Source organism: Agrobacterium sp. 5Ca50 (assembly GCF_055381905.1).
This window is the reverse complement of record NZ_AP026438.1, coordinates 1,229,378-1,252,775: the sequence shown is the minus strand read 5'-3', so window position 1 is coordinate 1,252,775 and position 23,398 is coordinate 1,229,378. Positions and strand designations below refer to the sequence as shown.

Genomic DNA, 23,398 nt, shown 5'->3' with positions numbered 1-23,398 from the left:
CGCTTATTTCTTCTTTGGCACCTTCGGCACCGTATTGGCCTTGCGTGGTGCCTTGGTTTCAGACTTTGCCTTTTCCGGCTCGTCCACGACCAGAACCTCGGCTTCTGCCTGCTCGGCCTTGGCCGTTTTGTTGGCAGCCTTGACCTTTGTCTTGGCTGCCTTGGCAGCTTTCAACTCGGCTTCCGGCTTTGGCTTGACCGGTGCAGTTTCTGGATGAGATTCCAGAACCAGACCGTCCTTGCCATCTTCCTTCTTGCCGACGGTCACGGTAACGACACCGCCCTTTTTCAGCTTGCCGAACAGGATCTCATTGGCCAGAGGCTTCTTGATATGTTCCTGAATGACGCGGCTGAGCGGACGTGCGCCCATCTTTTCGTCGTAACCACGCTCTGCAAGCCAGGCAATCGCATCCTCATGCAGGTCGAAAGTCACGTTACGCTCGGAAAGCTGGCTTTCCAGCTGCATAACGAACTTCTGAACCACGCGGTGGATAACGGTGGTTGGCAGCGGCGAGAACGGAATGATCGCATCCAGACGGTTGCGGAATTCCGGTGTGAACAGGCGGTTCAATGCCTCTTCATCCTCGCCCGAACGCTTGGACGAACCGAAACCGATTGCCGACTTGGCCATTTCCGATGCGCCCGCATTGGTCGTCATGATCAGAATGACGTTGCGGAAGTCGATCTTCTTGCCGTTGTGGTCGGTCAGCGAGCCGTGGTCCATAACCTGCAACAGAATGTTGTAGATATCCGGATGGGCCTTTTCGATTTCGTCCAGCAGCACGACGCAATGCGGATGCTGATCAACGCCATCGGTCAACAGACCGCCCTGGTCGAAACCGACATAGCCGGGAGGTGCGCCAAGCAACCGCGAAACGGTGTGACGTTCCATATATTCCGACATGTCGAAGCGCAGCATCTCGACCCCGAGCGACGCAGCAAGCTGTTTGGCAACCTCGGTCTTGCCCACGCCCGTCGGGCCGGAGAAGACATAGGAGCCGATTGGCTTGTTGGGTTCGCGCAAGCCCGCACGGGCCAGCTTGATGGCTGTGGACAGAGCTTCAATCGCCGTATCCTGACCGTAAACGACCGACAGCAGTTCCTTTTCAAGGTTGGCGAGAACCATCTCGTCGTCCTTGGAAACGGTTTTAGCCGGAATACGGGCCATGGTGGCAATCGTAACCTCAATCTCCTTTTCGGTGATCAGCTTGCGACGACGCGACGCTGGCAGCAACATCTGTGCGGCACCGGTTTCATCGATGACATCAATTGCCTTATCCGGCAGCTTGCGGTCGGAAATGTAACGTGCCGACAGCTCAACCGCCGCCTTGATGGCTTCATTGGTATAACGAAGATGATGGTAATCTTCGAAATATGGCTTGAGGCCCTTCATGATCTCGATGGCATCATCGATCGATGGCTCATTGACGTCGATCTTCTGGAAGCGACGAACCAAGGCCCGGTCCTTTTCGAAGAACTGGCGATATTCCTTGTAGGTCGTCGAACCGATGCAGCGGATGGAACCGGAGGACAAGGCTGGCTTCAACAGGTTTGAAGCATCCATTGCGCCGCCGGAGGTCGCACCAGCACCGATAACCGTGTGGATTTCATCGATGAACAGCACCGCACCAGGAAACTCTTCGAGTTCCTTGACGACCTGCTTCAAACGTTCCTCAAAGTCACCGCGATAGCGTGTGCCCGCAAGAAGCGTGCCCATGTCGAGCGAGAAGATCGTGTCGTTGCGCAGTGCTTCCGGCACCTTGCCTTCCACGATACGCTTGGCCAGACCTTCGGCAATCGCCGTTTTACCGACACCAGGATCACCCACATAAAGCGGGTTGTTCTTGGAGCGACGGCACAGGATCTGAATGGTCCTGTTGACCTCTTCGTGGCGGCCGATCAGCGGATCGATCTTGCCGACCTTGGCCTTTTCATTGAGGTTGACGCAGTAAGCCTTCAAGGCGTCCTGCTGCTTTTTCGGGCCGGCATCCTCGTCACTGCGCGGAGCCTTGTTTTCCGGTTCGCCGTCTTCGGACCCACGCGGTGTTCTGGTCTGGGACGTACCCGGACGTTTGCCGATACCGTGCGAGATGTAGTTGACCGCGTCGTAACGGGTCATCTCCTGCTCCTGCAGGAAGTAAGCGGCGTGGCTTTCACGCTCGGCAAAGATCGCAACAAGCACGTTGGCGCCTGTTACCTCTTCCCGGCCAGACGACTGGACGTGAATGACCGCACGCTGGATGACGCGCTGGAAACCGGATGTCGGTTTGGAATCCTCATCATAACCCGTGACGAGGTTGGACAGTTCATTATCGATATAGTCGCCGACGGTCTTGCGCAGAACGTCCAGATTGACGTTGCACGCACCCATAACGGCTGCTGCGTCTGCATCGTCGATCAGTGCCAGAAGCAGGTGTTCAAGAGTTGCATATTCATGATGACGCTCGTTGGCAAAGGTCAATGCCTGATGCAGCGCCTTCTCAAGACTTGGGGAAAAAGTTGGCACGTTGCGATCCTCATTTCTTTTCCATGACGCATTGCAGCGGATGCTGATGCTGTCGGGCGAAATCCATGACCTGACTTACTTTCGTCTCGGCGACTTCATATGTAAAGACACCACATTCACCGACCCCATGCTGATGGACGTGCAACATGATACGCGTTGCCGCTTCGCGGTCTTTCTGGAAAAAGCGCTCCAGAATATGGATCACGAATTCCATTGGCGTATAGTCGTCGTTCAAAAGCAAAACCCGGTAGAGATTTGGTTTTTTGGTTTTGGGCTTAGTGCGGGTGATAACCGATGTTCCGCGGTTGGTACCGCCTTCACCATCATTGTCACCTTCACCCTGCATGTAGATCGGCTTAGCGATCATGTTTCATCATTCTCCAAATCAATTCCGGTGGGGAGATCATATCGGAAATCAAATCCCTTCCCCACTTATTTAAGTGTTCAGATTGCGATTTTAAGCCCCTTTGACGCAACCGTAAAATCAAATGAATTTACTTGCAGTTTTACGAACACCATCGCAAAGGGCATAAAGTTCGGTATTTCAGTAGATAAGCCCCTGCCGCAAGGCACTGGCAACGGCATGTTCTACCGAAGAAGCATCCAGCTTTCGGCAAATGGAATTCATCAGATATTGAACTGTGCGTGTGGAAAGACCAAGATTTCCGGCCACATGCGCCACACGATTTCCTTCAGAGACTGCATGAAGCACCTGCTTTTCCAGAGATGTCATCGTGGTTTCAGTGTTGTCCTGCGGCCTGAACACCAAAGACAGGCGTTCATGCATCTGGATCATCAACAAATTAAGTTGATCAAGCTCGTCACGTTCCGGCCTTTTTCGAGCGCCAGCAAAGCCGACGATACGAATCTTGTCCCATAAGCCAAAGCCTGGAAAATTCACGCCCATTGTCAGCCGTGATTCCGTAAACAGCTTAACGGCCGCATCGCTCAACATGGCGCGCTTGCTGTATTCCTCCATAAACCACGGCACAGGCATGAGCCGCGACAGGGAATCGATGAAGATCTTGTCTTCGAAGTCAGGCACGGTTGCCTTCAACCGTGACAGAAACAGATCCGTCAAATTGGAAAAGCGGTGCGATTCTTCAAAGCCCAAGCCGCTCGCCTTCGGTCGGTCGAACACATAATAGGCGCGGAAACCGAACAGCCACTGTACGTCGGAAAGCACCTTCGCGGCCTGTTCAACTGACGATACCCGGTTGGTTCTCAGTACGATATCTGCCCAGTCAGTGCTGCCTATCGTCAAGACATCACGCGGCCTGTCGCCGTGAATGCGCCCGGCCTTGTCTGGACGCCAAGAGAGAGAAGAAGGAGATCACCCTTCATTATCAAGCATTTCACGAACCGCAACGGCCAGCTGTTTCAAGGAGAACGGTTTGGGCAGGAAGCCGAACTTGGCATCCTCAGGCAGGTTCTTGGCAAAGGCGTCTTCTGCGTAACCGGACACAAAGATGAACTTCATGTCTGGATAGTTCTTGCGCAGTTCACGCAGCAGCGACGGGCCATCCATTTCCGGCATGACAACGTCGGAGACGACGATATCAACCTTGCCTTCCAGCTCTTCCATCACATCCAGCGCCTCGATGCCCGAACCGGCCTCGTGCACCGTGTAACCACGGGTTTCCAGCATACGCTTTCCACCACGGCGAACCGCCTCTTCGTCTTCCACCAGAAGAACGACGGCAGACTTGCCGGTCAAGTCAACATCGTCATTCTTGGCGGCTGCGGCTGGTGCTGCGCCGAGTAGTTTTTTATCGCCAGCGGCAGCGGCGACTTCAGGATCAACGGCAACAACCTCGACGATGTGGCGTGGCAGGAAGATGCGGAATGCCGTGCCCTTGCCCACTTCCGATTCGGGGTAGATGTAACCGCCGGATTGTTTGACGATGCCATAGACCATCGACAGGCCAAGACCGGTACCCTTGCCAACATCCTTGGTGGTGAAAAACGGCTCGAAAATCTTGTCCATGATTTCAGGCGCAATACCGGTGCCGGTATCGGACACTTCAATCATCACCAGTTCTTCGATTGGAATGTCTGGCCGGTTCAGCGCGGCAGCATCTTCAGTGCTGACATTGCGCGTCTTGATGCGAATGGTACCGCCGCTTGGCATGGCATCACGCGCATTGACGCACAGGTTGATCAGCACCTGTTCGAACTGCGACAGGTCGGTTTTGACCGACCACAGGTCACGGCCGTAGTCGACCTCCAGCTTGACATTGGTGCCGGAAATCAGCCGGTCGACCAACATGCGCAGGTCACCGACGACATCGGTCATGTTCAACACGGCTGGACGCATGGTCTGCTTGCGCGAGAAAGCCAGCAACTGGCGCACCAGCACGGCTGCACGGTTGGCGTTGCGCTTGATTTCCATCAGGTCGGCAAAGGAGGCGTCGGCTGGACGCGCCTGCAACAAAAGATGGTCAGACGACAGCAGGATGGCGGTCAGCACGTTGTTGAAGTCGTGCGCGATGCCACCGGCCAGCGTACCGACTGCGTTCATCTTCTGGGTCTGTGCCATCTGGGTTTCGAGCGCTTTTTGCTCAGTCACTTCGATGGCATAAACGATGGCGACCTCTTCAGGCGCCTCCTCATTCTGGTCGATAACCGCATTCACGTAATAGCGGAAATGGCGGCCCTCTTCGCCCGGATGGCGGGAATCAAAGGGTGCAATATCGCCCTGGCGGTCACGGGCTGCTTCCAGCGCATGCGCCAGATGACCCTTTTCATTGTCGTGGATGACCTTCTCGAACGGAATGCCGCGGTCAACATCATCACGACTGACCACCGACGAGAATAGTTTGAGGAACGGCGCATTGGTGCGCAGAATGCGGCCCTGCCCGTCCAGCGAGGCAATAGCCATTGGCGTATTGTTGAAAAAGCGGGTGAAGCGCATGGCTGAGGCCGAACGATCATCGCTTTCGACATTGGTGCGCATCAGCACGATGGTGCGGCTTTCGCCGATAGAACCATCGCGGGCAGCGGCAACCTTGTGAACGAGGCGAACCGGCACGCTCTGGCCATTGGCCTTGCGCATGTCCAGATCAACCGTTTCGGTGCGTGACTGGCCAGCCGACGGCTTGACCGATTGCAGCAAAGCCATGCCCTCGCCCGCCACAATATCGGACACGGTCATTGAACCCGGCGCAAACTGGGCAAGGTCGATACCCAGCCATTCGGCCAGCGTGGCGTTGAGGTAGATAATCTCACCCTTTTTACCGGCCGAGAAGAAACCTGATGGTGCGTGGTCGAGATAATCGATGGCATTTTGCAGCTCGCGGAAAAATCTTTCCTGATCTTCACGCTCGGCGGTGATGTCGATGATCTGGAACACGTGCAACGCATCGCCACTGGCTTCGATCAACAGACGGGCTTTCAGGCGGTACCAATGCGGGCCGGATGAGGTCGTGCCATCACCGATCGATTTCAGCAGCCGGAATTCTTCGTGGCCGCTCTGACCTTCGCGCAGTTTGTTGATCAGCCGGTACAGTGCTTCGGTCGATTCGCGATTGCGCGACAGCAGCGTCTCAAGGCTCTGGATATCCATGGCCTTGACCGCGCCGGTCATCTGGCAATAGGCGCTGTTGGCATAAACGATGCGGCCCTTGGGATCGGTGACGATAATGCCATCGGGGTGGCTTGCCAGGAAGCGTCTTGCCAGCACGTCGGACCGCGACTGCGGCATGACCTCGATAAAACCGATGATCGACGACACCAGGAAAAATATGCCGACCATGGCGAGCACGCCAAGAATGCCGAGCACGATCTCGTTTTCGAGAGAATCCTTGAAATAGACGAAGGCCACCGCGGCGGCCACCAGAATGACCGCCAGGAAAAGTATTCGTACAACCGTTCCTGAACGGGCTTGCCTGTCCATCAATGGCAGGTCGTCATTTTCGCTGGCCTGGCCCACCCGTGTCATCTCAACCTCGTATTCTTGCAGCTCATTTCCGTGAAACACACGGAATCGCCCACCTCTTGCCCTTGTAGCAAGTTAACCAGCCAGCCAAAAGCTATGCTGCGACATAACCACCATCAAACCATCAAGAAATTGAAGGAAATCACCACAGATTAGTGCGTGTATACGGAATGATTTGCTCCGCAGGTTAGATATAATCCGGGACAACAGCGATAAAATCTTGTCAGCGACTTAAAAAAATCGTCTTTTTGAGCAACTTAGCGGATAATGTAACATCCGTTTATAAGGATTTGTCCGCTTTCGAATTTTAGAAAGACGCAACTATCATGGATATGGTGAACGAGGCCCTCGGCTCGTACGGAAACAATCTCATTATTGCTGTCGTCGGTGTTGGCGTTGCATTAATCGGTCTTGCTATCGTCCTGTGGCTGATAAAGCGGCGCGGCGGCTCTTCCCCCTTCATTCGTGGTGGCAGAAATCGCCAGCCACGCTTGCAGGTGCTGGATGCGGCAGCTGTCGATGCGCGCCGCCGGCTGGTTCTGGTACGCCGGGACAATGTCGAACATCTTGTGATGATTGGTGGCCCGACCGATATCGTCATTGAAAGCGGCATTGGCGCCATTCCGGTTCTGACGCCGGTCGATCAGCGTAACAACCTTCTGTCCAGCTCACCTTATGATGATGAGCGGCAAGAGCAGGTTGAGAAGCGCGAGACCCCGCGCACGATTTCGCAGACCCGTGAAGTGACCCATGAGCAGCCGGTCAAGGCCGCGCCAATCGTGACCCCTGCCCCTGTGTCCGCACCGGTCGTGCCGCCTGCGCCTACTCCGGCTCCGGCACCCGTGATCACGCCGCCACCGGTCGTTTCCTCTGCACCGGCTTCAGCGCCTGCACCTGTCATCACACCACCACCTGTGGTGCCGCCGATCATCACGCCGGCCGCCCCTGCTGTTGCTCCGACAGTAGCAACGCCATCCGTGACCAGGGAACCATCCGTCGCAAGACCGGCACCATCGGTTGAACCTGCGTCCGAGGCGCCACGCCCATTCCGCCAGGAGCCACCCGTTGTTGCGCCTGCCAGCGCGCCGCCCGTATCTGCAGTCCAGTCGCCAATTACCCAGTCTGCCAACCAAGCTGCGCCATCTCCGGCTGCTCCACCGGTTGCTGGCCCTATTGCACCGTCGGTCATCGACAGACCGCCAGTGGTGGTTGCCGCAGCCCCCGTGGCTGCCGCCGTTGCAACACCACCCGATGTCGTGCCGCCGATCAAGCCAGCAGCTGTCACAACAGCGGTCGAGCCTCCACCGATCCTGCAGACGTCGCCCTATACGCTCGATGAGATCAATGCCGGCGATATACTGGAATCGGCCCGCAATCGGGTTCTGCCAAACCGCGAAACTGTTGAACCGCCCATCAAGCCAGTCGCACCTGCCCCCGAGCCAACTTTGTCGAACGAGGCTCTAAGCAGCGACTTTGAAACGTTCCTGGAGGCGGAAATCGCCAAGAGCGCTCCTGCTGCCGAGCAAGGTTTTGCGCAGGTTGCCAGCACACAGCAGCAACCACGCCGTGATCCTTCTGCCCCGCCAATTTCCGGCGCCTCGACCGAAAACGAGATCCAGAAGGAAATGGCGCGCATCTTCGGCGAAATGTCCGTGACACGCGATCGGTAATAACGGGCCACAATCGGCCACCAGCAGACATGAAAAAAGGCGCGTAAAACGCGCCTTTTTTATTGGTCAGTTGAAACTCATCCGGCTTTCACCGTTTGAGATCACTCGTCGCGATAAACTTTCTCGCGACGTTCATGGCGTTCCTGAGCTTCGATTGAAAGCGTTGCGATTGGGCGGGCATCAAGCCGTTTCAAGCCAATAGGCTCACCGGTTTCTTCACAGTAACCGTAGGTTCCCTCGTCAATACGCTGCAAGGCAGCATCGATTTTGGAAATAAGCTTGCGCTGCCTGTCTCTTGCTCTCAGTTCGATGGCGCGGTCTGTTTCCGAAGAGGCGCGATCAGCAATGTCAGGATGGTTTGCACTTTCTTCCGCGAGATGACCAAGGGTCTCTTTTGCTTCGCGAAGGATGTCATTTTTCCAACCAATCAGTTTCGCACGAAAGTACGCGCGCTGATTGGCATTCATGAACTCATCATTCTCAGAGAGCACATAGTCACTAAGATCGATCTTCTCACTCAACGCGATTCTCCTCGAAGAACATCTCTTATGCGGCGGTGTATACTCCAAGGACCTATGGTGATTCAAGCCTTCTGAGAGGTTTTAAGGCATTTTTAAAGTTGTCACAAAAATCAGCTAAATGTCCATTTTTTAATCCCTTTTACAATCCGTGAATAGCCAGCGTCAAAACACTGATTGCATTCGCGTATTCCTTGAGGACACTTGAGGCAAAGCAGTCTATTCTTCAAAAACCGGAATTTTACAGAATGGAATCTCAACAGATGGCGCTGCACTCTACTTCCCTCAACCGTGTCTATCTGCTTCGTCACGCTCATTCCGGCATGGCAAATCCGGGTCAGGGAGATTTCGACAGAACGCTTGATGACAGAGGTTATGCGGAAGCGGAAATCGTTGCGGACAAGGCGGCTGACAAGGGTTATCGCCCGCAGGTCATCCTGTGCTCAACGGCTGTACGCTGCCGCCAGACAAGCGATGCGATCCGCCGTTCGCTGCCAGGTGAGCCGGAGATTACCTTCATTGATGAAATGTATAATGCCAGCGAACAAACGTATCTCGACCTGATTTCCTCACAAAGCGAAAGTCAATCGGTGATGTTGATCGGCCATAATCCAACTATTGCCGACCTCCTGGAATCACTGGTCGGGGAAGATGATTTCCACAGCCATTTACCGTCAGGTTTCCCCACCGCCGGCCTTGCCGTGCTCAGTTGTGATGCCAGCGACGAGGCATCGCCGCTGAAGTGGAAAGTTGTAGATTTTATTGCGCCATAAAAGCCGCGGCCGCCGTCGGCCCGGTATATTTCTGTTTTCCAGCCACTTTTTTAAGCACCAATCCTTCTTATATTTGTGGAGAAATTTCTAATTTTAATGGGATAATTGCTCTTGCCCCCATCGCTTTCATCGATAACAGACGGCGCGCTGATCGCATTTGACAATCTTTATGACCGGGCAAGTTCCTTGACGCATCCCACATTGCGGCTCGGCGTGACCGGCCTTTCGCGTGCCGGCAAGACGGTTTTTATCTCCTCGCTGGTGCATAATCTGCTGAATGGCGGCCGCCTGCCGCTGTTTGAACCGGTGCGATCAGGCCGTGTGTCCTCCATCCGGCTGGAACCACAGCCTGACGACGCCATTCCACGCTTTCAGTACGAAGACCACATCCAGGCGCTGGTGCGCGACCGCAGCTGGCCTGATTCGACCCGCGCCATTTCCGAGCTTCGCATTACAATTGATTACCAGAGCGCCAGCGGCTGGGGTCGCTGGTTGTCGCCCGGCCAGTTGTCGATCGACATTATCGACTATCCCGGCGAATGGCTGCTGGACCTGCCGTTGCTAGAACGCGACTACAACACGTTCAGCAATGAGACTGTCGAATTGGCCGGAACCGGCGTGCGGGCAGAGCTGGCCCGTGACTGGCTGGAGTATGCCGCCACTCTCGACGTCAATGCACCGGCCGATGAAATGACAGCCAAGAAACTGGCAGAACATTTCAGCGGCTATCTGCGCGCCTGCAAATCCGATGAGCGGTCGCTATCTACCCTGCCACCGGGCCGTTTCCTGATGCCAGGCGATCTTGAGGGATCACCTGCCCTGACTTTTGCGCCGCTGCCGGGCCTGACAGATGAAAAAGCCCCCAAGGGCTCACTGCGCGCCATGATGGAGCGGCGTTACGACGCTTATAAAAACATCGTGGTGAAACCGTTCTTCCGTGAACACTTTGCCCGCCTTGACCGCCAGATCGTGCTGATTGATGCGCTACAGGCCGTCAATCGTGGTCAGGAAGCGTTGCACGACCTGGAACGGGCGCTGGGCGACGTGCTGGCCTGCTTCCGTCCCGGCACCAATACGCTGCTGTCGTCGCTTCTGGGGCGGCGCATCGACAAGGTTCTGGTGGCTGCCACCAAGGCCGACCATCTGCACCATGAAAGCCATGACCGGCTGGAAAGCCTGACGCGCCGACTGGTGGACCGCGCCATTACCCGCATTGGCATGAGCGGTGCCGGCATTGACGTGATGGCGCTGGCCTCGGTGCGCGCAACGCGTGAGGCATCGGTCAAGCAGGATGGCCACACCCTGCCGGTGATCGTCGGCACGCCGATGTCAGGTGAAAGCATCAATGGCGAAATATTCGACGGCAACCGCGCCACGGCAATCTTTCCCGGTGACCTGCCGGAAAATCCCGAACCGCTATTTGCCGCCGACAATAGCGACGGCATGCCCGACATCAATTTTGTGCGGTTCCGGCCGCCGCAAATCGAAGAAACTAGCGGTGGCATCAAGCTCTCGGTACCCCATATCCGGCTTGACCGTGCCATGCAGTTCCTTTTCGGAGACAGGCTCGCATGACCAATTCCAACAATGATGGCCCGACACCAGGCAAACGACGCCCCGAGGCATTTTCTCTCGACACGGAAAAACAGCAGCCGCCGCCAGTGCGTCGTCTGCCGCAGGCCTTTGCCGGCGAAGTTGCCATAACACCTGACGAGGACGATCCGTTTCTGGGTGGCGTGGATGCGGGCCTTGCGCCGCCGGTTGCCGAACCGCGCCCGCACCGGTTTTCCTTCGGCAAGCTGGCAATCGGCGCGTTCGGTTTCCTGTTGTCGCTGGCGCTTGGCCTGTGGGCCGACCAGCTGATCCGTGATTTGTTCACCCGCGCCGACTGGTTGGGTTACACCGCCATAACCGCCGTGGCGATTGCCGTCCTGGCACTGCTGGTGATCGTGGCGCGCGAGGTGGCAGGCATATGGCGGCTTAACGCCGTGCAATCGCTCAAAGTCGAGGCTGAACAGGCCGCGCTGGAGCGCAAGGCAACCGCTGCGAAAGCCGTTGTTGCCAAACTCGAAAACATCCTGTCGCACCGCGCCGAAACAGCCAAGGGCCGCGCTGCGCTGAAGGCAACGCAGGACGATATTATCGACGGTCCGCATCTGCTGGATTTTGCCGAGCGCGAATTGCTGACACCCATCGACCGGCAGGCGCGTGCGCTTATTCTCAACGCCTCCAAGCGCGTGTCGATCGTTACCGCCGTCAGCCCGCGCGCCATTGTCGACTTGGCCTATGTGTTGTTTGAAGTGGTGCGGCTTGTCCGTTCCATGGCCGAGCTTTATGGCGGCCGCCCCGGCTCGATTGGCATGATGCGCCTGCTGCGGGATGTCATTGCCCATCTGGCTGTCACCGGCTCAATTGCTGTCGGTGACGGGCTGGCGCAACAGGTTCTGGGCCATGGTCTGGCCTCCAAACTCTCGGCCCGGCTCGGTGAAGGCATGATCAACGGGCTGATGACCGCCCGCATCGGTATTGCCGCCATGGATTTGTGTCGCCCGCTGCCATTCCGCGCCCTGAAACGGCCCGGCATCAGCGATTTCATCTCGGATTTGCGGCCTGATCTGAAGGGTCAGTCCTGAAGCAGAAGGTGTAAATTACACCCCTGCCTACACAGGGTTGAAGGCGCTAAAAGGCGCTTCAAAACTTACCAACCTGTCAATTCCTCACCCGAAATAAACCAAACATTAACCATTCCCGCAATACATTAGCCCCATCAAATCGAGGCATTTTCGCCAAGGAAAGTATCATGTATTCGCGCTTCTTTTCGGTCGTGTGCGGATTTGCCGCTGTTGTGCCGTTTGCATTTTCAATGACGCCGAGCGCTGCCAATGCAGCCTCCGCTGACGACGTTTTCTTCTCGTCCGTTGCCGGCTCCTGGAAGGGTCCGGGCGAGATTGTTGCCGGCAAATACAAAGGCACCAAATTTACCTGTGACTTGGTGGGCGAACCTGCTGACGGCAAGGAAACCGGTATCAAGCTGGGCGGCACCTGCCGCGTTGGCGTGTTCAAGCAGCCTATGTCGGCCACCATTACCCGCAGCGGCAATGGCTACACCGGCAAGTTCCTTGACGGCGCTGAAGGCAAGGGTCTGGACATTGTGTCCGGTCAGGTTTCCGGCGACAAGGTTGTGGTTGGCATCAACCGCTCCAAGTTGAACGGTGCCATGGTTGCCCGCGTACAGAACGGCAATTCCATGAACATCACCATTTCGGTGAAGGTAGCAGACCAGATGGTTCCAGTTATCGGCCTGACACTGGCACGCGACATTGACCAGATTGCTGTCGGCTCTATCAAGAAATAAGCCGAACCAATTCTGACGACCCCTTTAAACCCGCCACCAGAGCGGGTTTTTATTTGCCTCGACAATGCCCTCAGCACTATGACCGGACAGCCACTGCGACACGGCTCTGCCCTTTATCACCATACCAGCGGCAATATCGGCAAGCGGCACCATAACGAAGGCGCGCTCGGTCATGCGTGGATGTGGAATTTCAATCCGCTCCGATTGCAGCGTCACATCGCCATAGGTCAACACATCGATATCGATGGTGCGCGGCCCCCAGCGCTCAATACGCACACGTTTCATGCCGCGCTCTATCTCAAGACAACGATCAAGAAGCGCCAGCGGCTGCAAGCGTGTTTTGACTAGCGCACAACAATTGTAAAAATCGGCCTGATCGGTTTTGCCCCATGGCGGTGTGCGATAAAGTTTCGACACGGCCAGCACACCACAATCGGCGTCCTCGTCAATCAGTTTCAGCGCCTGTGCCATACTGGCTTGCGGGTCACCGATATTGCCGCCTAGCCCAAGGGCTGCAATGGTCCATTCCATGTCAGGCATGTTGTTCTACACTAACCTGCGCATAGTCGAGAATGCCGGGAACCGGCGCTGACGGTTTGCGCACCGTGATGTTGACGCGCACGATCTGCGGGTAACGCTGGCGTAGCGCAGACGCGATATCATTGGCCAGCGCCTCGATGAGATAACGGCGCCTGCCAATGACGATCTTTTCGATGACGGCAAAGGCCACGCCATAATCGACGGTGTTGTCGATATTGTCGGTCTCCAGCGCATCGCCAGCCTCGACCTCCATTTCCGCATCGACGAAGAACCGCTGACCCAGCGCCTCTTCCTGATCAAGCACACCATGGCGCGCAAAGAAGGAGCAATTTTTCAAAAGGATTGTGTAGCGGCTCATTCTTCTTCTCCTGATTGGACCTTGCGCACAGCAAGCATTGCATCTGCCATCGCCAGCGCGTCACGGTTGACGGCAACATTGTGAACGCGAAACACCACGGCGCCTGCCATGCGCAGCAAGGCGGTGGTGGCGGCGGTACCGGCGTCGCGGTCGCTGGCGACCTCCCGCCCGGTGACAGCGCCAATAAAACGTTTGCGCGATGTGCCGGCCAGAATCGGCAGACCGAGAGCATGCAACTCACCAAACCTTGCCATCAGCGCCATATTCTTCTGCGTGTTCTTGGCAAAACCAAAACCGGGGTCCAGCACGATGGCATCGCGGTTTATGCCTGCCTTTTCAGCGGATTGTAGCGATTGTTTCAGAAAATGAATCTGGTCATCAATCACGTCAGCCAGCTTCTGGCGCTCACGTCCTGTGTGCATGATGCAGACACCGGCGCCGGTCTCCGCGACCACTGAGGCCATATCAGGATCCTTCTGCAGCCCCCAGACATCATTGATGATATGGGCACCGGCCGCAACGGCAAGGCGAGCCGTTTCAGCCCGGTAAGTATCGATGGACAGCAGTGCATCGGTTTCTTGTGCCAGCTTTTCAATCAGCGGCAGCACCCTGTCCTGCTCTTCTGCAGCACCGACGACACTGGCATCCGGACGGGTGGATTCGCCACCGATATCGATGATGTCGGCCCCCTGCGACAGGCAGGTCATGGCATGACTGAAGGCGGCATCCACTGTGTTGAATTGGCCACCATCGGAGAAGGAATCCGGCGTAGCATTGACGATGGCCATAATACGGCCACGCCTATCCAGTTTCAGGCTTCGGCCATGAGCGGCTTGCCACACCTTGTTGTTGGCTGTTATCACCACAGTCAGGACCTTTCGATATTACAAAGAGTCACGCCAATTTGTATTGTATCACCTCCGCCTATGCAGCAATCGTTTCACGAGTTCAACCGGCAGTCTGGCACATGAATTTTATACCCGGTCTCATGCGTGCAGTTGCCGCATCTGCTTTTCTGTTTGCATTCACGCATTCAACACAGGCGGAAACCCAGTTTCAGAAATCGATCTCCTACTTCCAGATCGGGGGCAAAACTGCGGCAGATCTCGACCGTGAACTGTCCAATCGCGGCCCACTGACACAATCCACCGGTGCCAGACATCCCGGCGCCACCGAAATCAAATTCGGCGGTGAGCTGACCTATGTGGAAAAAGACGGCCGCTGCAATATCGGCGAAGTGAAGGTCACCCTGCACACCAAGATATTGCTGCCGCGCTGGAAAAACCGTGCACGCACCAGCGCCGATCTGGCGCTGATCTGGGACACGCTGTCGGCCGATATCAAACGGCATGAAGAACGCCACGCCGAGATTTCGCGCAGCTATGGCCGGATACTGGAAAAAAGATTGAAAGGTCTTCGCCCGCAAAAGACCTGTGAAGCACTGCAAGCGCAAGTGGCTGACACAACGCAGAAGGTCATGGCCGAACATGACAGCGACCAGCAGCGTTTTGACCGTATCGAAAGCAAGAACTTCGATGCACGCATGATGCGCCTGCTCAGCCACCGTCTCAAGGCACGTGAGAACTAAAGCGACGGTTTGCCCTTGAACGGTTGGGCTGTTTTTCCGCGGGCCGCGCCTCATCCATCCCTAATACCTGTGCCCTGTCCAGTCAGCCCAAGACCTTTGGCCGAACAGACTCTTTTGTCGCGCAGACGCGCTCCGCTGGCTGCCCACAGCAAGCACAAGGCATGAGGATCGTTTGTGGAGGACACTTTCGTCCATTGTTCGACCTCACACATTCCCGAACATCCGAACGCGCAGCGCATGTGCAAATGGCCTGGATCCCCGCCTCAAGGGCGAGGATGACGCTGGCGAGGTTTGGCCCTGCCATGCCAAAACATTGCTTATGACGCCTCCCTTGGCGCTTTGACAGCCCAACTAACCGCTGGCACCGCGCGGCTGCATCAATGTGCGTTCGGCAACAAACTTCCGTTACGTGATGTTTTCTCGTGATTTGGCCCGGCGATGGCCGTCAAGGCCGCCCGGCCAACCCTGCTCACCTAAGGTTGATCCCACGCTTTTATGATTGATTTCTTGGCGTGGCGAATCAGTGTTTTTAATTATAAAAAACTTAAATACGGAGTGGGAAAGACTTCAGATTTCAATGGATTAGGGTCGCGCCAACATGTGGTTATGCGATACCCATCCGTTCGGCAAATTTCCAAGTTGTTAGCAGCGTTTGAGTTCCCTGGCGTGTCCATAGAACCACAGGTGTCATCCTCCCTCGCCTCGTGGCGGCATGCCCGCCTGGCCTCGCTCTTCATGCGGAGAGCGAGGCTTTTTTTGGCCGAAACCGAATTCGGAAAATGACCGGTGCGTCTGTTGGCAGATGGTGCCTGTAACGGGTGCCGGCAGCTGGCAATATCAGCCCTGACGCTCAGGCACGTGTACGATGAGGCCATCCAGTTCGGCGCTCATCTTGATCTGACAGGACAGACGCGAGGTTGGACGCACGTCGAATGCAAAGTCCAGCATGTCCTCTTCCATCGCTTCTGGCGGGCCGACACGTTCGGCCCATTCATCATCGACATAGACATGACAGGTAGCACAGGCGCAGGCACCGCCACATTCGGCGTCAATTCCAGGAACAGAATTGCGCACGGCATTTTCCATAACGGTGGAACCGTCTGCAACATCAAGGTCAATGGCCGCGCCGTCGAAAGCAACGATTGTCAGTTTTGTCATGTCAGAAATCCAGAAATTGCGGGTTATCGTTTGTTCCACACATAGAAAGCCAAGACCCAAATGGCAACATCGATGGGGCATTCCTTTGCGTTGGAACGCCCAAGGCTTGAGGATTTTACCCCCTGCACAAACAAAAACCGCCCCGGATGGGGCGGTTTTCAAATCCTGTGCTGTTGGACGCTCTGGCCTGATCAATTGAAACGACCGGCGGCGTGGGCCAGCATCGTGTAGACCTTGCCGGTGTCAGACGTGAGGTAGGACTGTGTTACAGTGCGGTCACGGTCTGTTTTGGCAACGTCGGCCAGCAGCTTTTCGAAGTCAGCGATGTAACGGTCAACCGCAGTTCTGAACTCCGATTCACGCTCATACTTGCGCTTGATTTCATCAAAGGTCTGCTGACCCTTCAGCGTGTAGAGGCGTCTGGTGAACACGTCGCGCTCACCGCGCTGGTAACGGCGCCACAGGTCTACCGATGCATCGTGGTCAATTGCACGGGCAATATCGACAGACAGGGAATTGAGCGATTCCACCATGTGACGCGGATTGCGGTTGTCGGTGTTGCGCGATGCCTGGCTTGGTGCTGTTTCAGCAGCCGGACGTGTTGCCGGCTGACGGACAGCAGCGGTTGCCTGCTGCGCATTCGGGTCACGTGATGCACCACGCAGCAGATCGCTGATCCAGCCACTGCCCTCACCACGCTGTACGGCCTGGTCAGAGATGGTGGTTGTCTGGACCTGCGGCTTTGCGGTTTCCAATGGCAGGCTGCCACGCAGGCCAGCAGAGGTGCCCAGCACCTGCGCCGGGGTCTGTGGCTGAGGTGCACGCGCTACAGGAGCCGCGACAGCTGGCTGTGGTGCAGGTTCTGCAACACGACGCTCAACCTGTGGGGCGGCCTGCTGTGGTGCCTGTGGAGCCGGCTGCGGGGCTGCAGGGCGTGCGTGGGAGATTTCCATCTGGGTGGCCGAGCGGCCTACCAGCTGCGAAATGTCCTGCAGCGCCTTGATCTGTTCTGCCACGGCGCGACGCATGGCGGCCGCGCTTTCCTTGGCTTCTTCCGGCAGATCGAAAGCACCACGCTTCAGTTCTGCACGGGTCGAATCCAGTTCCTTGCGAATGTCCTGGCTGGAGCGACGAATTTCGTCGGTTGCGCCGGAGAAGCGGGTTACCGCCTCTTCGACTGCCAGACGCAGCGTTTCACGGACGTTTGCAGCAGCAGCCGTGGACTTCTCCGTAGCGCTGCCAAGGATGCTGTCGACGTCGGCCAGTGAGGACTGGACGCCTGTGCGAACACGGTCGGCCAGTTCGTCCGAATACTTGCGAGCGTCCGCAAGTGTCGTTTCGATGGAACGGTTTGCTTCCTGACCGGCAGAGATCAGAGCGTTGCGCATATTGGCAGCGGCAGACTGGGCACGCTGTTCGGTCTCATCCAGAGCCTTGCCAACTTCAGAGAACGAAGACGACAGGTTTTCTTTCAGCGTACCGGCAACATTGGCTGCACGTTCTTCCGCATGGCCCATTGTTCCCTCAACGGAAGAAACAACGTTGCGCATGGTGGCTTCAATGTCTTCGGAGCGCTTGACCAGACTTACGGCCAGGCTGCGCAGGGTATCCTGACGCTCTTCCAGTGTGCCAACCAGGCTGGACTGGGCCGCGCCAAGCAGATCGGATGCCTGCGACAGCATCTTGGAGTGCTCTTCGAAGCGGCCAACGATACCGGCAACCTGCGACAGTGTCTGGCCGGAAATGTTCGACAGACGGTCGATCTTTCCTTCTAGCAGACGGCTGGAGCTGGATACCATGTCGGCAGCCTGCGAGGCGGTTTCGGCAAAACGGTTTGCCGTCTGACCGAGCGACTGGTCGGCTGCGTTGAAGTCTACCGAGGCCTTGCTGACCGCAGCATTGAGATCACCAACCGTCTGTTCAACGCGGTTGACGATTTCTGCATTGGTGGCCGACAGGGTTTCAACACCCTCACGGGCAGCCGTTGCGATGCGGTGGGCAGCTTCCTGACCGATATTGGCATATTGGTCGACGACCGGACGGGCCTTTTCTTCGATCAGGCGCGACAGTTCTGCCGAACGGCTGGCCAGCATCGAGTTCAGTTCGCGGGTGCGCTCATCCAGCGTCGTGCGGATGGAGTCGCCACGGGCACCAAGTGCTGCCTCAACCTGCGACAGGCTCTGGGCAATGGTGTCGGCCTGCGAACGGACCACGGTTTCTGCTTCGGCAACCTTGTTGACGATGACATTGCCAGCTTCGGAGAAGGTCTGGGCAACGGCAGCAGCCTGCGAGGACAAGCGGTTCTGCGCATCCGAAATACGGTTGATGATATCGCCAGACCGGTTTTCGATGGCCTGTGTGAACTCAGCATTACGAGCCTGCACCTGCTGGGCAAAGTCGCTGCTGGTTCTGGCCAGCAGTTCTGCCGAGCGCTGCGCTTCGCCGTCGATGTTCTGCGTGGCGGCAGAGACCGTGTCACGCAGGGTCGAGGCAAACTCGCTACCGGTTCTGGCCAGAAGTTCTGCCGAGCGCTGCGCTTCGCCGTCGATGTTCTGCGTGGCGGCAGAGACCGTGTCACGCAGGGTCGAGGCAAACTCGCTACCGGTTCTGGCCAGAAGTTCTGCCGAGCGCTGGGCTTCGCCACCGATGTCCTGGGTGGCGGTCGAGACCGTGTCACGCAGGGTCGAGGCAAACTCGCTACCGGTTCTGGCCAGCAGTTCTGCCGAGCGCTGGGCTTCGCCATCCATGTTCTGGGTGGTGGTGGAAACCGTGTCACGCAGGGTCGAGGCAAACTCGCTGCCGGTTCTGGCCAAAAGTTCAGCAGACCGCAGTGCTTCACCGTCCATGCTCTGGGTGGCCGAAGTCACGGCTTCACGCAGTGTCATGGCAAGGCCTGTGGCCTTTTCTCCGATGGTGCGGTTGACGTTTTCAAGACCGATGTTCAGCGCGCGGTCCATGGTGCCAAGGCGCTCGTCGATGGTCGACGAAATGCGATCGGCAACTTCGCTGCCGGCGCTGACGAATTCCTGCGACCGTGTGCCGAGCGTCTCGGAGATGCGGGCATTGGCCTCATCAATCGTTGCGCTGACATTGTGCAGGTCTGTCTTGATGCGGTGCTGGAAGCCGTCAAGCGACTGGCCAAGACGGGCTTCGGTTTCACCGAGCTGGCCAGCAACGCCGCTGACCGACTGGTCGATGCGCGAAGACAGGCTGTCTGCAGCAGTGCTGATGTCCCCTGCCGCATCGCTGATCTTGCCAGCGATTTCACCAATGCCGTTGCGCAGTCTTGCTTCAAGATCGGCGCTGCTGGAGGCGATAACGCGCTGCAGGGCTTCCTGCTGACCTTCCAGAGACATTTCCAGCATGCCGGTGCTCGACGCAACGCTGGTGCCGATGGATACGGCCTGATCGGACAACATCTCGTTCAGCTTGTCGCCGGCAGAGGTCAAAGTCTGCTCGATATCGGCGTGACGCTTCTCGAAGGTGTTCTTGATCTGCTCGTGCGACGCGGTGAGGCTGTGCTCGAGACGCGAGACACCAGTTTCCAGCGTGCCGGCAAACTTGTCGGTGCCGCCGTCGATGGCGTTTTCGATACGGTTGGCTGCACCCGTCACGCTGTTTTCGATCAGGTAGGCAGCATCGCTGACCTTGCTGTCGATGAGGTGGGCCGCAGAACCGACGGTGTTTTCGATATGAGCAGCGTTACGGCCGAGTGTTTCAGCAATAACAGCCGACTTGTCGTCGAGCGTGTTGACCAGGCGATGTTCAATGCCGGTGACAACATTGCTGATCTCGTTGACCTTGCCGGACAGCATGCCGGAAATATTGGCCGAAGATCCCTCGAGCGTGTCGGCAAGACGCTGCTCGACGTTGATGACCGAACCGGAGATGACAGCGGCGCGCTCTTCCAGAGAACCGAGGATTGCCGAAGACGTCTGCTCGAGCGACGACGTCAGGCGGTGTTCGACACCGGCAACCGCGTTTTCGAGGTAGGTCGTCTTGTTATCCAGCGCCGTGGAAATCGACGACGACGCGCCATCCAGCGTGCTGGCAATGCGCTGTTCAGCGTCAGATACCGTCTCTGCAAAGATCGATGTGCGGGTTTCCAGCGACATGGCGATCGACATGGAGGCGTCATCAAGCTTGTTGGCCAGACGCTGTTCGACATCCGAAACGGCGTCGGTCAGGTAAGCCGCGCGGCTTTCCAGCGTGTTGGTGATCGAAGACGATGCACCCTCAAGCGTGCTGGCCAGACGCTGTTCAACATCCGTGACGGCATCCGTGAGGTGAGCCGTGCGGCTTTCCAGCGCACTGGTGATCGAAGTCGAGGCGCTATCCAGTGTCGAGGCAAGGCGCTGTTCGGCATCCGAGACGGTGTCGGCCAGGAAGGATGTACGGTTTTCCAGCGACAGCTGCATCGACATGGATGCGTCGTCCAGCTTGTTGGACAGGCGCTGTTCGGCGTCGGCAACCGCTTCGGTCAGGTAGGCCGTGCGGCTTTCCAGAGCGTTGGTCATCGAAGACGAAGCACCATCCAGTGTCGAGGCAATGCGCTGCTGGGCATCAGACACGGTATCCGCGAGGAACGAGGTGCGGCTTTCCAGCGACAGCGAAATCGCCATGGAAGCATCATCCAGCGTGTTGGACAGGCGCTCTTCAACACCGGCAACTGCGCTGGTGATGTAGTTGGCCTTCTCTTCCAGTGTCTCGGCAATGGCTGTGGAGCGACCTTCGAGAGCAGCAGCAAGACGCTGTTCGATATCGGCAACAGCATTGGTAATTTCTGCGGCCTTGGCATCGAGAATTTCAGCCATGCGCTCTGGAGCGCCAGACAGCGAGTTGGTGATGGATTCGGAGCGGTGTGCAAGCGTTTCGTCAAAACGGTTCTGGCTGGCAGACAGGGCATTGAACAATGCACCGCTGCGCTCTGCCATGATGCTGTCGATACGTTCATGCGTATCGCCAAGCGCCGTGGTGATTTCCTGGGTGCGCGATGCAACGGCATTGGTCAGTTCGCGGCTACGCTCATCAAGAGCGTTTTCGAGCATTTCCTGACCGGTGCCGAGTGCCGTCGCCAGAGCGAAGGACTGGTCTGTCAGGGCAGAGCCGAGACGATCAATGCTGGAGCTCAAGATACCGTCGATGGCATCGGAACCGCCGGCAACAGCTTCATTGATCCGGGCAAGGCTTTCCATAAGCTTGCTGTCGAGCGAACCGGCGCGACGATCAAACGCGCTGGCAAATTCTGCAACGCGCTCGTCAAAGGCCGAGTTGACCTGACCAACCGTTGCCTGAAGGCGCTCTTCAAACAGACCCGAACGCAGATCGAGATCCATGATTGCGTCGTCAGCCGTGGACTGCAGGCTCTTGCGGAACGACAGGCCGCGCTCGTCAAGGGTTTCACCCAGCTTGTTGAGAACGGTATCCAGCGAACCGGCAATCGCCTCTTCGCCACGGTTGAGATTATCGGACAATTCCTTGGTGCGCGATGTCAGCACTTCATTGAGAAGACGTGTGCGCTCTTCAATTGCGGAATTGAGCTTTTCAGCGCCGGCATCCAGTGTCGAAGCCTGCGTCGCAAACTGCTCCAGCAACACACCGCCCCGGTCCGACATGGTCGAGGTGAGGTTGTGCAGGCGCATGTCGAATTCATTGGCAAGGCTGGTGCCGGATGTGTGCAGCGCCTTGAGCAGATTGTCGGTCTTGGCGGCAATCAGGCTGCCCATGGCTTCGGTCGTCACACGCGACTTCTCAAGCAGAGCAGCCGAACGGGTGTCGATCATCGAAGCAAAGGCTTCACCGGTTGTTGCCAGACGGATAGACAGCTCTTCGCCAGCCAGCGACAGTTCTTCCTTGATCTCGTCCTGCGCACCGATGATCGATGCACGGATGCGCTCGGCGTGGTTGACGATAGCGTCACGCTCCGACGACAATTCGCTCACCAGGCTGCGAACACGCAGTTCATTGTCGGCATAGCTGCGCTCAAGTGCATTCACTTCGGAATGAACGAGCGTTTCCAGCTCTGTCGCACGGGCAATGGTGCGCTCGATGCCCTCATTCATGGCGGAGACTTCACGGCGAACCGCCTGCCCTACCGACATGATGCGATCAGCGGCAACGGTTTCCGGCTCTGCCAGACGAAGGGCAACTTCTGCCATCGAACGGGCCGCGTTACGCAGGTCGCGGGCACGCGCCATCATGATGGCAAAGGCGTAGAAAAGAATGACAGGAACAACAATGCCGACAAACACGGCCATGATGCCCGGAATGGCAAACAGTTCGGCCAATGAGCCGGCTTCCCAGATCAGGTTGCCGTAGATGGCCTGACCGAGTGCCAGGCCGCACAGCGCCCAGACAATCGAGAGGATTGTAGCGTTGCGGATGGCAGATGTGATGGATGTGCTTTCCAGCGACTTCAAAAGAGCAACCGGATTGCGCTTGGAACCGTCATTGGCGGCTTCAAGCCCCGATGCTCTGTTCTGTTCAGCGGCAGTACGCGGCGCAGGGTCTGCTACCGGCTTTCTGGACGTGTCGGGCACTTTAGCCTCCGAGGACTTTGGCGTCGATCGTCTCCGAGGCTGTGCATCTGCTTCAGATTTGCCACTCTGGAGGGCATCCTCCAGCGCCTGAAAAGCAGTCTCGTCGATCGAGTCACTGAACTTGTTATTCGCCATGCGGTTACGCCTCGTTACTAATACGCCCGGCCAGATATAACCTCGATCAGTCAGCCGCCTAAGACCGTCCGAGGCATCATGCCTACAGGAAACCCTACCCTTACACGGTAGAATATGTCCCGCTCATTACTATGCACCCCCTATGGCGCACCCCTCATTCACGGAACGAAAATAACATCATTGTGTCATTTCATAAAGTTCCGGCCTGAGCGCACGCACCATAGCAGTATCGTAGTGGCACATTTACGCCCTTGAAACAATTAACGCATTTGCCGCCATCAGGGAATGACCGCCCTTGTTAACAGTTTTTAAATCACATCTT

16 protein-coding genes are annotated in these 23,398 nt (G+C 56.9%); 6 read left to right on the top strand and 10 right to left on the bottom strand.

All coding sequences use genetic code 11. The annotated features are described in order from the left end of the window. Positions 1 to 3: 3 nt before the first annotated feature. From clpA to cckA, 4 genes are all read right to left on the bottom strand, one after another. Positions 4 to 2,505: an ATP-dependent Clp protease ATP-binding subunit ClpA gene (gene clpA, locus ACZ5FM_RS05935; RefSeq protein WP_464039968.1), complete on the bottom strand. Its 2,502-nt coding sequence runs from the start codon at positions 2,503 to 2,505 to the stop codon at positions 4 to 6. A 10-nt stretch (positions 2,506 to 2,515) separates the two neighbouring features. Further along, a complete protein-coding gene (clpS, locus tag ACZ5FM_RS05930; RefSeq protein WP_250982636.1) occupies positions 2,516 to 2,872 on the bottom strand; it encodes an ATP-dependent Clp protease adapter ClpS in 357 nt (118 codons plus the stop codon). Between the two features lie 177 nt (positions 2,873 to 3,049). After that, positions 3,050 to 3,769, bottom strand: a complete 720-nt coding sequence (locus ACZ5FM_RS05925; RefSeq protein WP_464039967.1) for a helix-turn-helix transcriptional regulator — start codon at positions 3,767 to 3,769, stop codon at positions 3,050 to 3,052. Positions 3,770 to 3,838: 69 nt separating this feature from the next. Then, positions 3,839 to 6,445 carry a cell cycle histidine kinase CckA gene (gene cckA / locus ACZ5FM_RS05920; RefSeq protein WP_464039966.1) on the bottom strand — a complete coding sequence of 869 codons (2,607 nt, stop codon included), beginning with the start codon at positions 6,443 to 6,445 and terminating at the stop codon, positions 3,839 to 3,841. 320 nt (positions 6,446 to 6,765) lie between these two features. On the opposite strand from cckA, the gene ACZ5FM_RS05915 reads away from it, so the two are divergent. Beyond that, positions 6,766 to 8,112 (top strand): flagellar biosynthetic protein FliO, encoded by a 1,347-nt coding sequence (locus tag ACZ5FM_RS05915; protein WP_464040428.1) that lies wholly within the window; start codon positions 6,766 to 6,768, stop codon positions 8,110 to 8,112. A 101-nt stretch (positions 8,113 to 8,213) separates the two neighbouring features. Here the strand turns inward: ACZ5FM_RS05915 and dksA are convergent, their stop codons facing one another. Beyond that, on the bottom strand, positions 8,214 to 8,633 hold the full coding sequence (dksA, locus tag ACZ5FM_RS05910; RefSeq protein ID WP_192487762.1) for an RNA polymerase-binding protein DksA: 420 nt from the start codon (positions 8,631 to 8,633) through the stop codon (positions 8,214 to 8,216). A gap of 245 nt (positions 8,634 to 8,878) precedes the next feature. Between dksA and ACZ5FM_RS05905 the strand changes: the two genes are divergently transcribed. The 4 genes from ACZ5FM_RS05905 to ACZ5FM_RS05890 all read left to right on the top strand — a co-directional run bounded on the left by ACZ5FM_RS05905 (position 8,879) and on the right by ACZ5FM_RS05890 (position 12,758). Beyond that, on the top strand, positions 8,879 to 9,403 hold the full coding sequence (locus ACZ5FM_RS05905; protein ID WP_246787659.1) for a SixA phosphatase family protein: 525 nt from the start codon (positions 8,879 to 8,881) through the stop codon (positions 9,401 to 9,403). A gap of 111 nt (positions 9,404 to 9,514) precedes the next feature. After that, the gene (locus ACZ5FM_RS05900) at positions 9,515 to 10,978 is read left to right on the top strand and encodes a YcjX family GTP-binding protein (RefSeq protein ID WP_464039964.1); all 1,464 of its coding nucleotides are present in this window, start codon (positions 9,515 to 9,517) and stop codon (positions 10,976 to 10,978) included. Further along, positions 10,975 to 12,036 (top strand): YcjF family protein, encoded by a 1,062-nt coding sequence (locus tag ACZ5FM_RS05895; RefSeq protein ID WP_464039963.1) that lies wholly within the window; start codon positions 10,975 to 10,977, stop codon positions 12,034 to 12,036. The genes ACZ5FM_RS05900 and ACZ5FM_RS05895 overlap by 4 nt, the downstream gene beginning before the upstream one ends. 167 nt (positions 12,037 to 12,203) lie before the next feature. Next, positions 12,204 to 12,758, top strand: a complete 555-nt coding sequence (locus tag ACZ5FM_RS05890; protein ID WP_464039962.1) for a hypothetical protein — start codon at positions 12,204 to 12,206, stop codon at positions 12,756 to 12,758. A gap of 24 nt (positions 12,759 to 12,782) precedes the next feature. On the opposite strand, the gene folK is transcribed toward ACZ5FM_RS05890, so the two are convergent. From folK to folP, 3 genes are read right to left on the bottom strand one after another with little or no spacing between them, the layout of a single operon-like run. After that, positions 12,783 to 13,298, bottom strand: coding sequence for a 2-amino-4-hydroxy-6-hydroxymethyldihydropteridine diphosphokinase (folK, locus tag ACZ5FM_RS05885; protein WP_464039961.1), 516 nt, complete (start codon positions 13,296 to 13,298; stop codon positions 12,783 to 12,785). After that, complete coding sequence (gene folB / locus ACZ5FM_RS05880) at positions 13,291 to 13,656, bottom strand: dihydroneopterin aldolase (protein ID WP_464039960.1); 366 nt, start codon at positions 13,654 to 13,656, stop codon at positions 13,291 to 13,293. The genes folK and folB overlap by 8 nt, the downstream gene beginning before the upstream one ends. Beyond that, positions 13,653 to 14,519: a dihydropteroate synthase gene (folP, locus tag ACZ5FM_RS05875; protein WP_464040427.1), complete on the bottom strand. Its 867-nt coding sequence runs from the start codon at positions 14,517 to 14,519 to the stop codon at positions 13,653 to 13,655. Before folP ends, folB begins: the two co-directional genes overlap by 4 nt. A gap of 104 nt (positions 14,520 to 14,623) precedes the next feature. Between folP and ACZ5FM_RS05870 the strand changes: the two genes are divergently transcribed. Continuing rightward, on the top strand, positions 14,624 to 15,244 hold the full coding sequence (locus ACZ5FM_RS05870; RefSeq protein WP_441296634.1) for a DUF922 domain-containing Zn-dependent protease: 621 nt from the start codon (positions 14,624 to 14,626) through the stop codon (positions 15,242 to 15,244). A gap of 837 nt (positions 15,245 to 16,081) precedes the next feature. On the opposite strand, the gene ACZ5FM_RS05865 is transcribed toward ACZ5FM_RS05870, so the two are convergent. After that, positions 16,082 to 16,402: a 2Fe-2S iron-sulfur cluster-binding protein gene (locus ACZ5FM_RS05865; protein ID WP_192487755.1), complete on the bottom strand. Its 321-nt coding sequence runs from the start codon at positions 16,400 to 16,402 to the stop codon at positions 16,082 to 16,084. 191 nt (positions 16,403 to 16,593) lie between these two features. Next, a complete protein-coding gene (locus tag ACZ5FM_RS05860) occupies positions 16,594 to 23,076 on the bottom strand; it encodes an apolipoprotein A-IV repeat region-like domain-containing protein (protein ID WP_464039959.1) in 6,483 nt (2,160 codons plus the stop codon). Positions 23,077 to 23,398 lie beyond the last annotated feature (322 nt).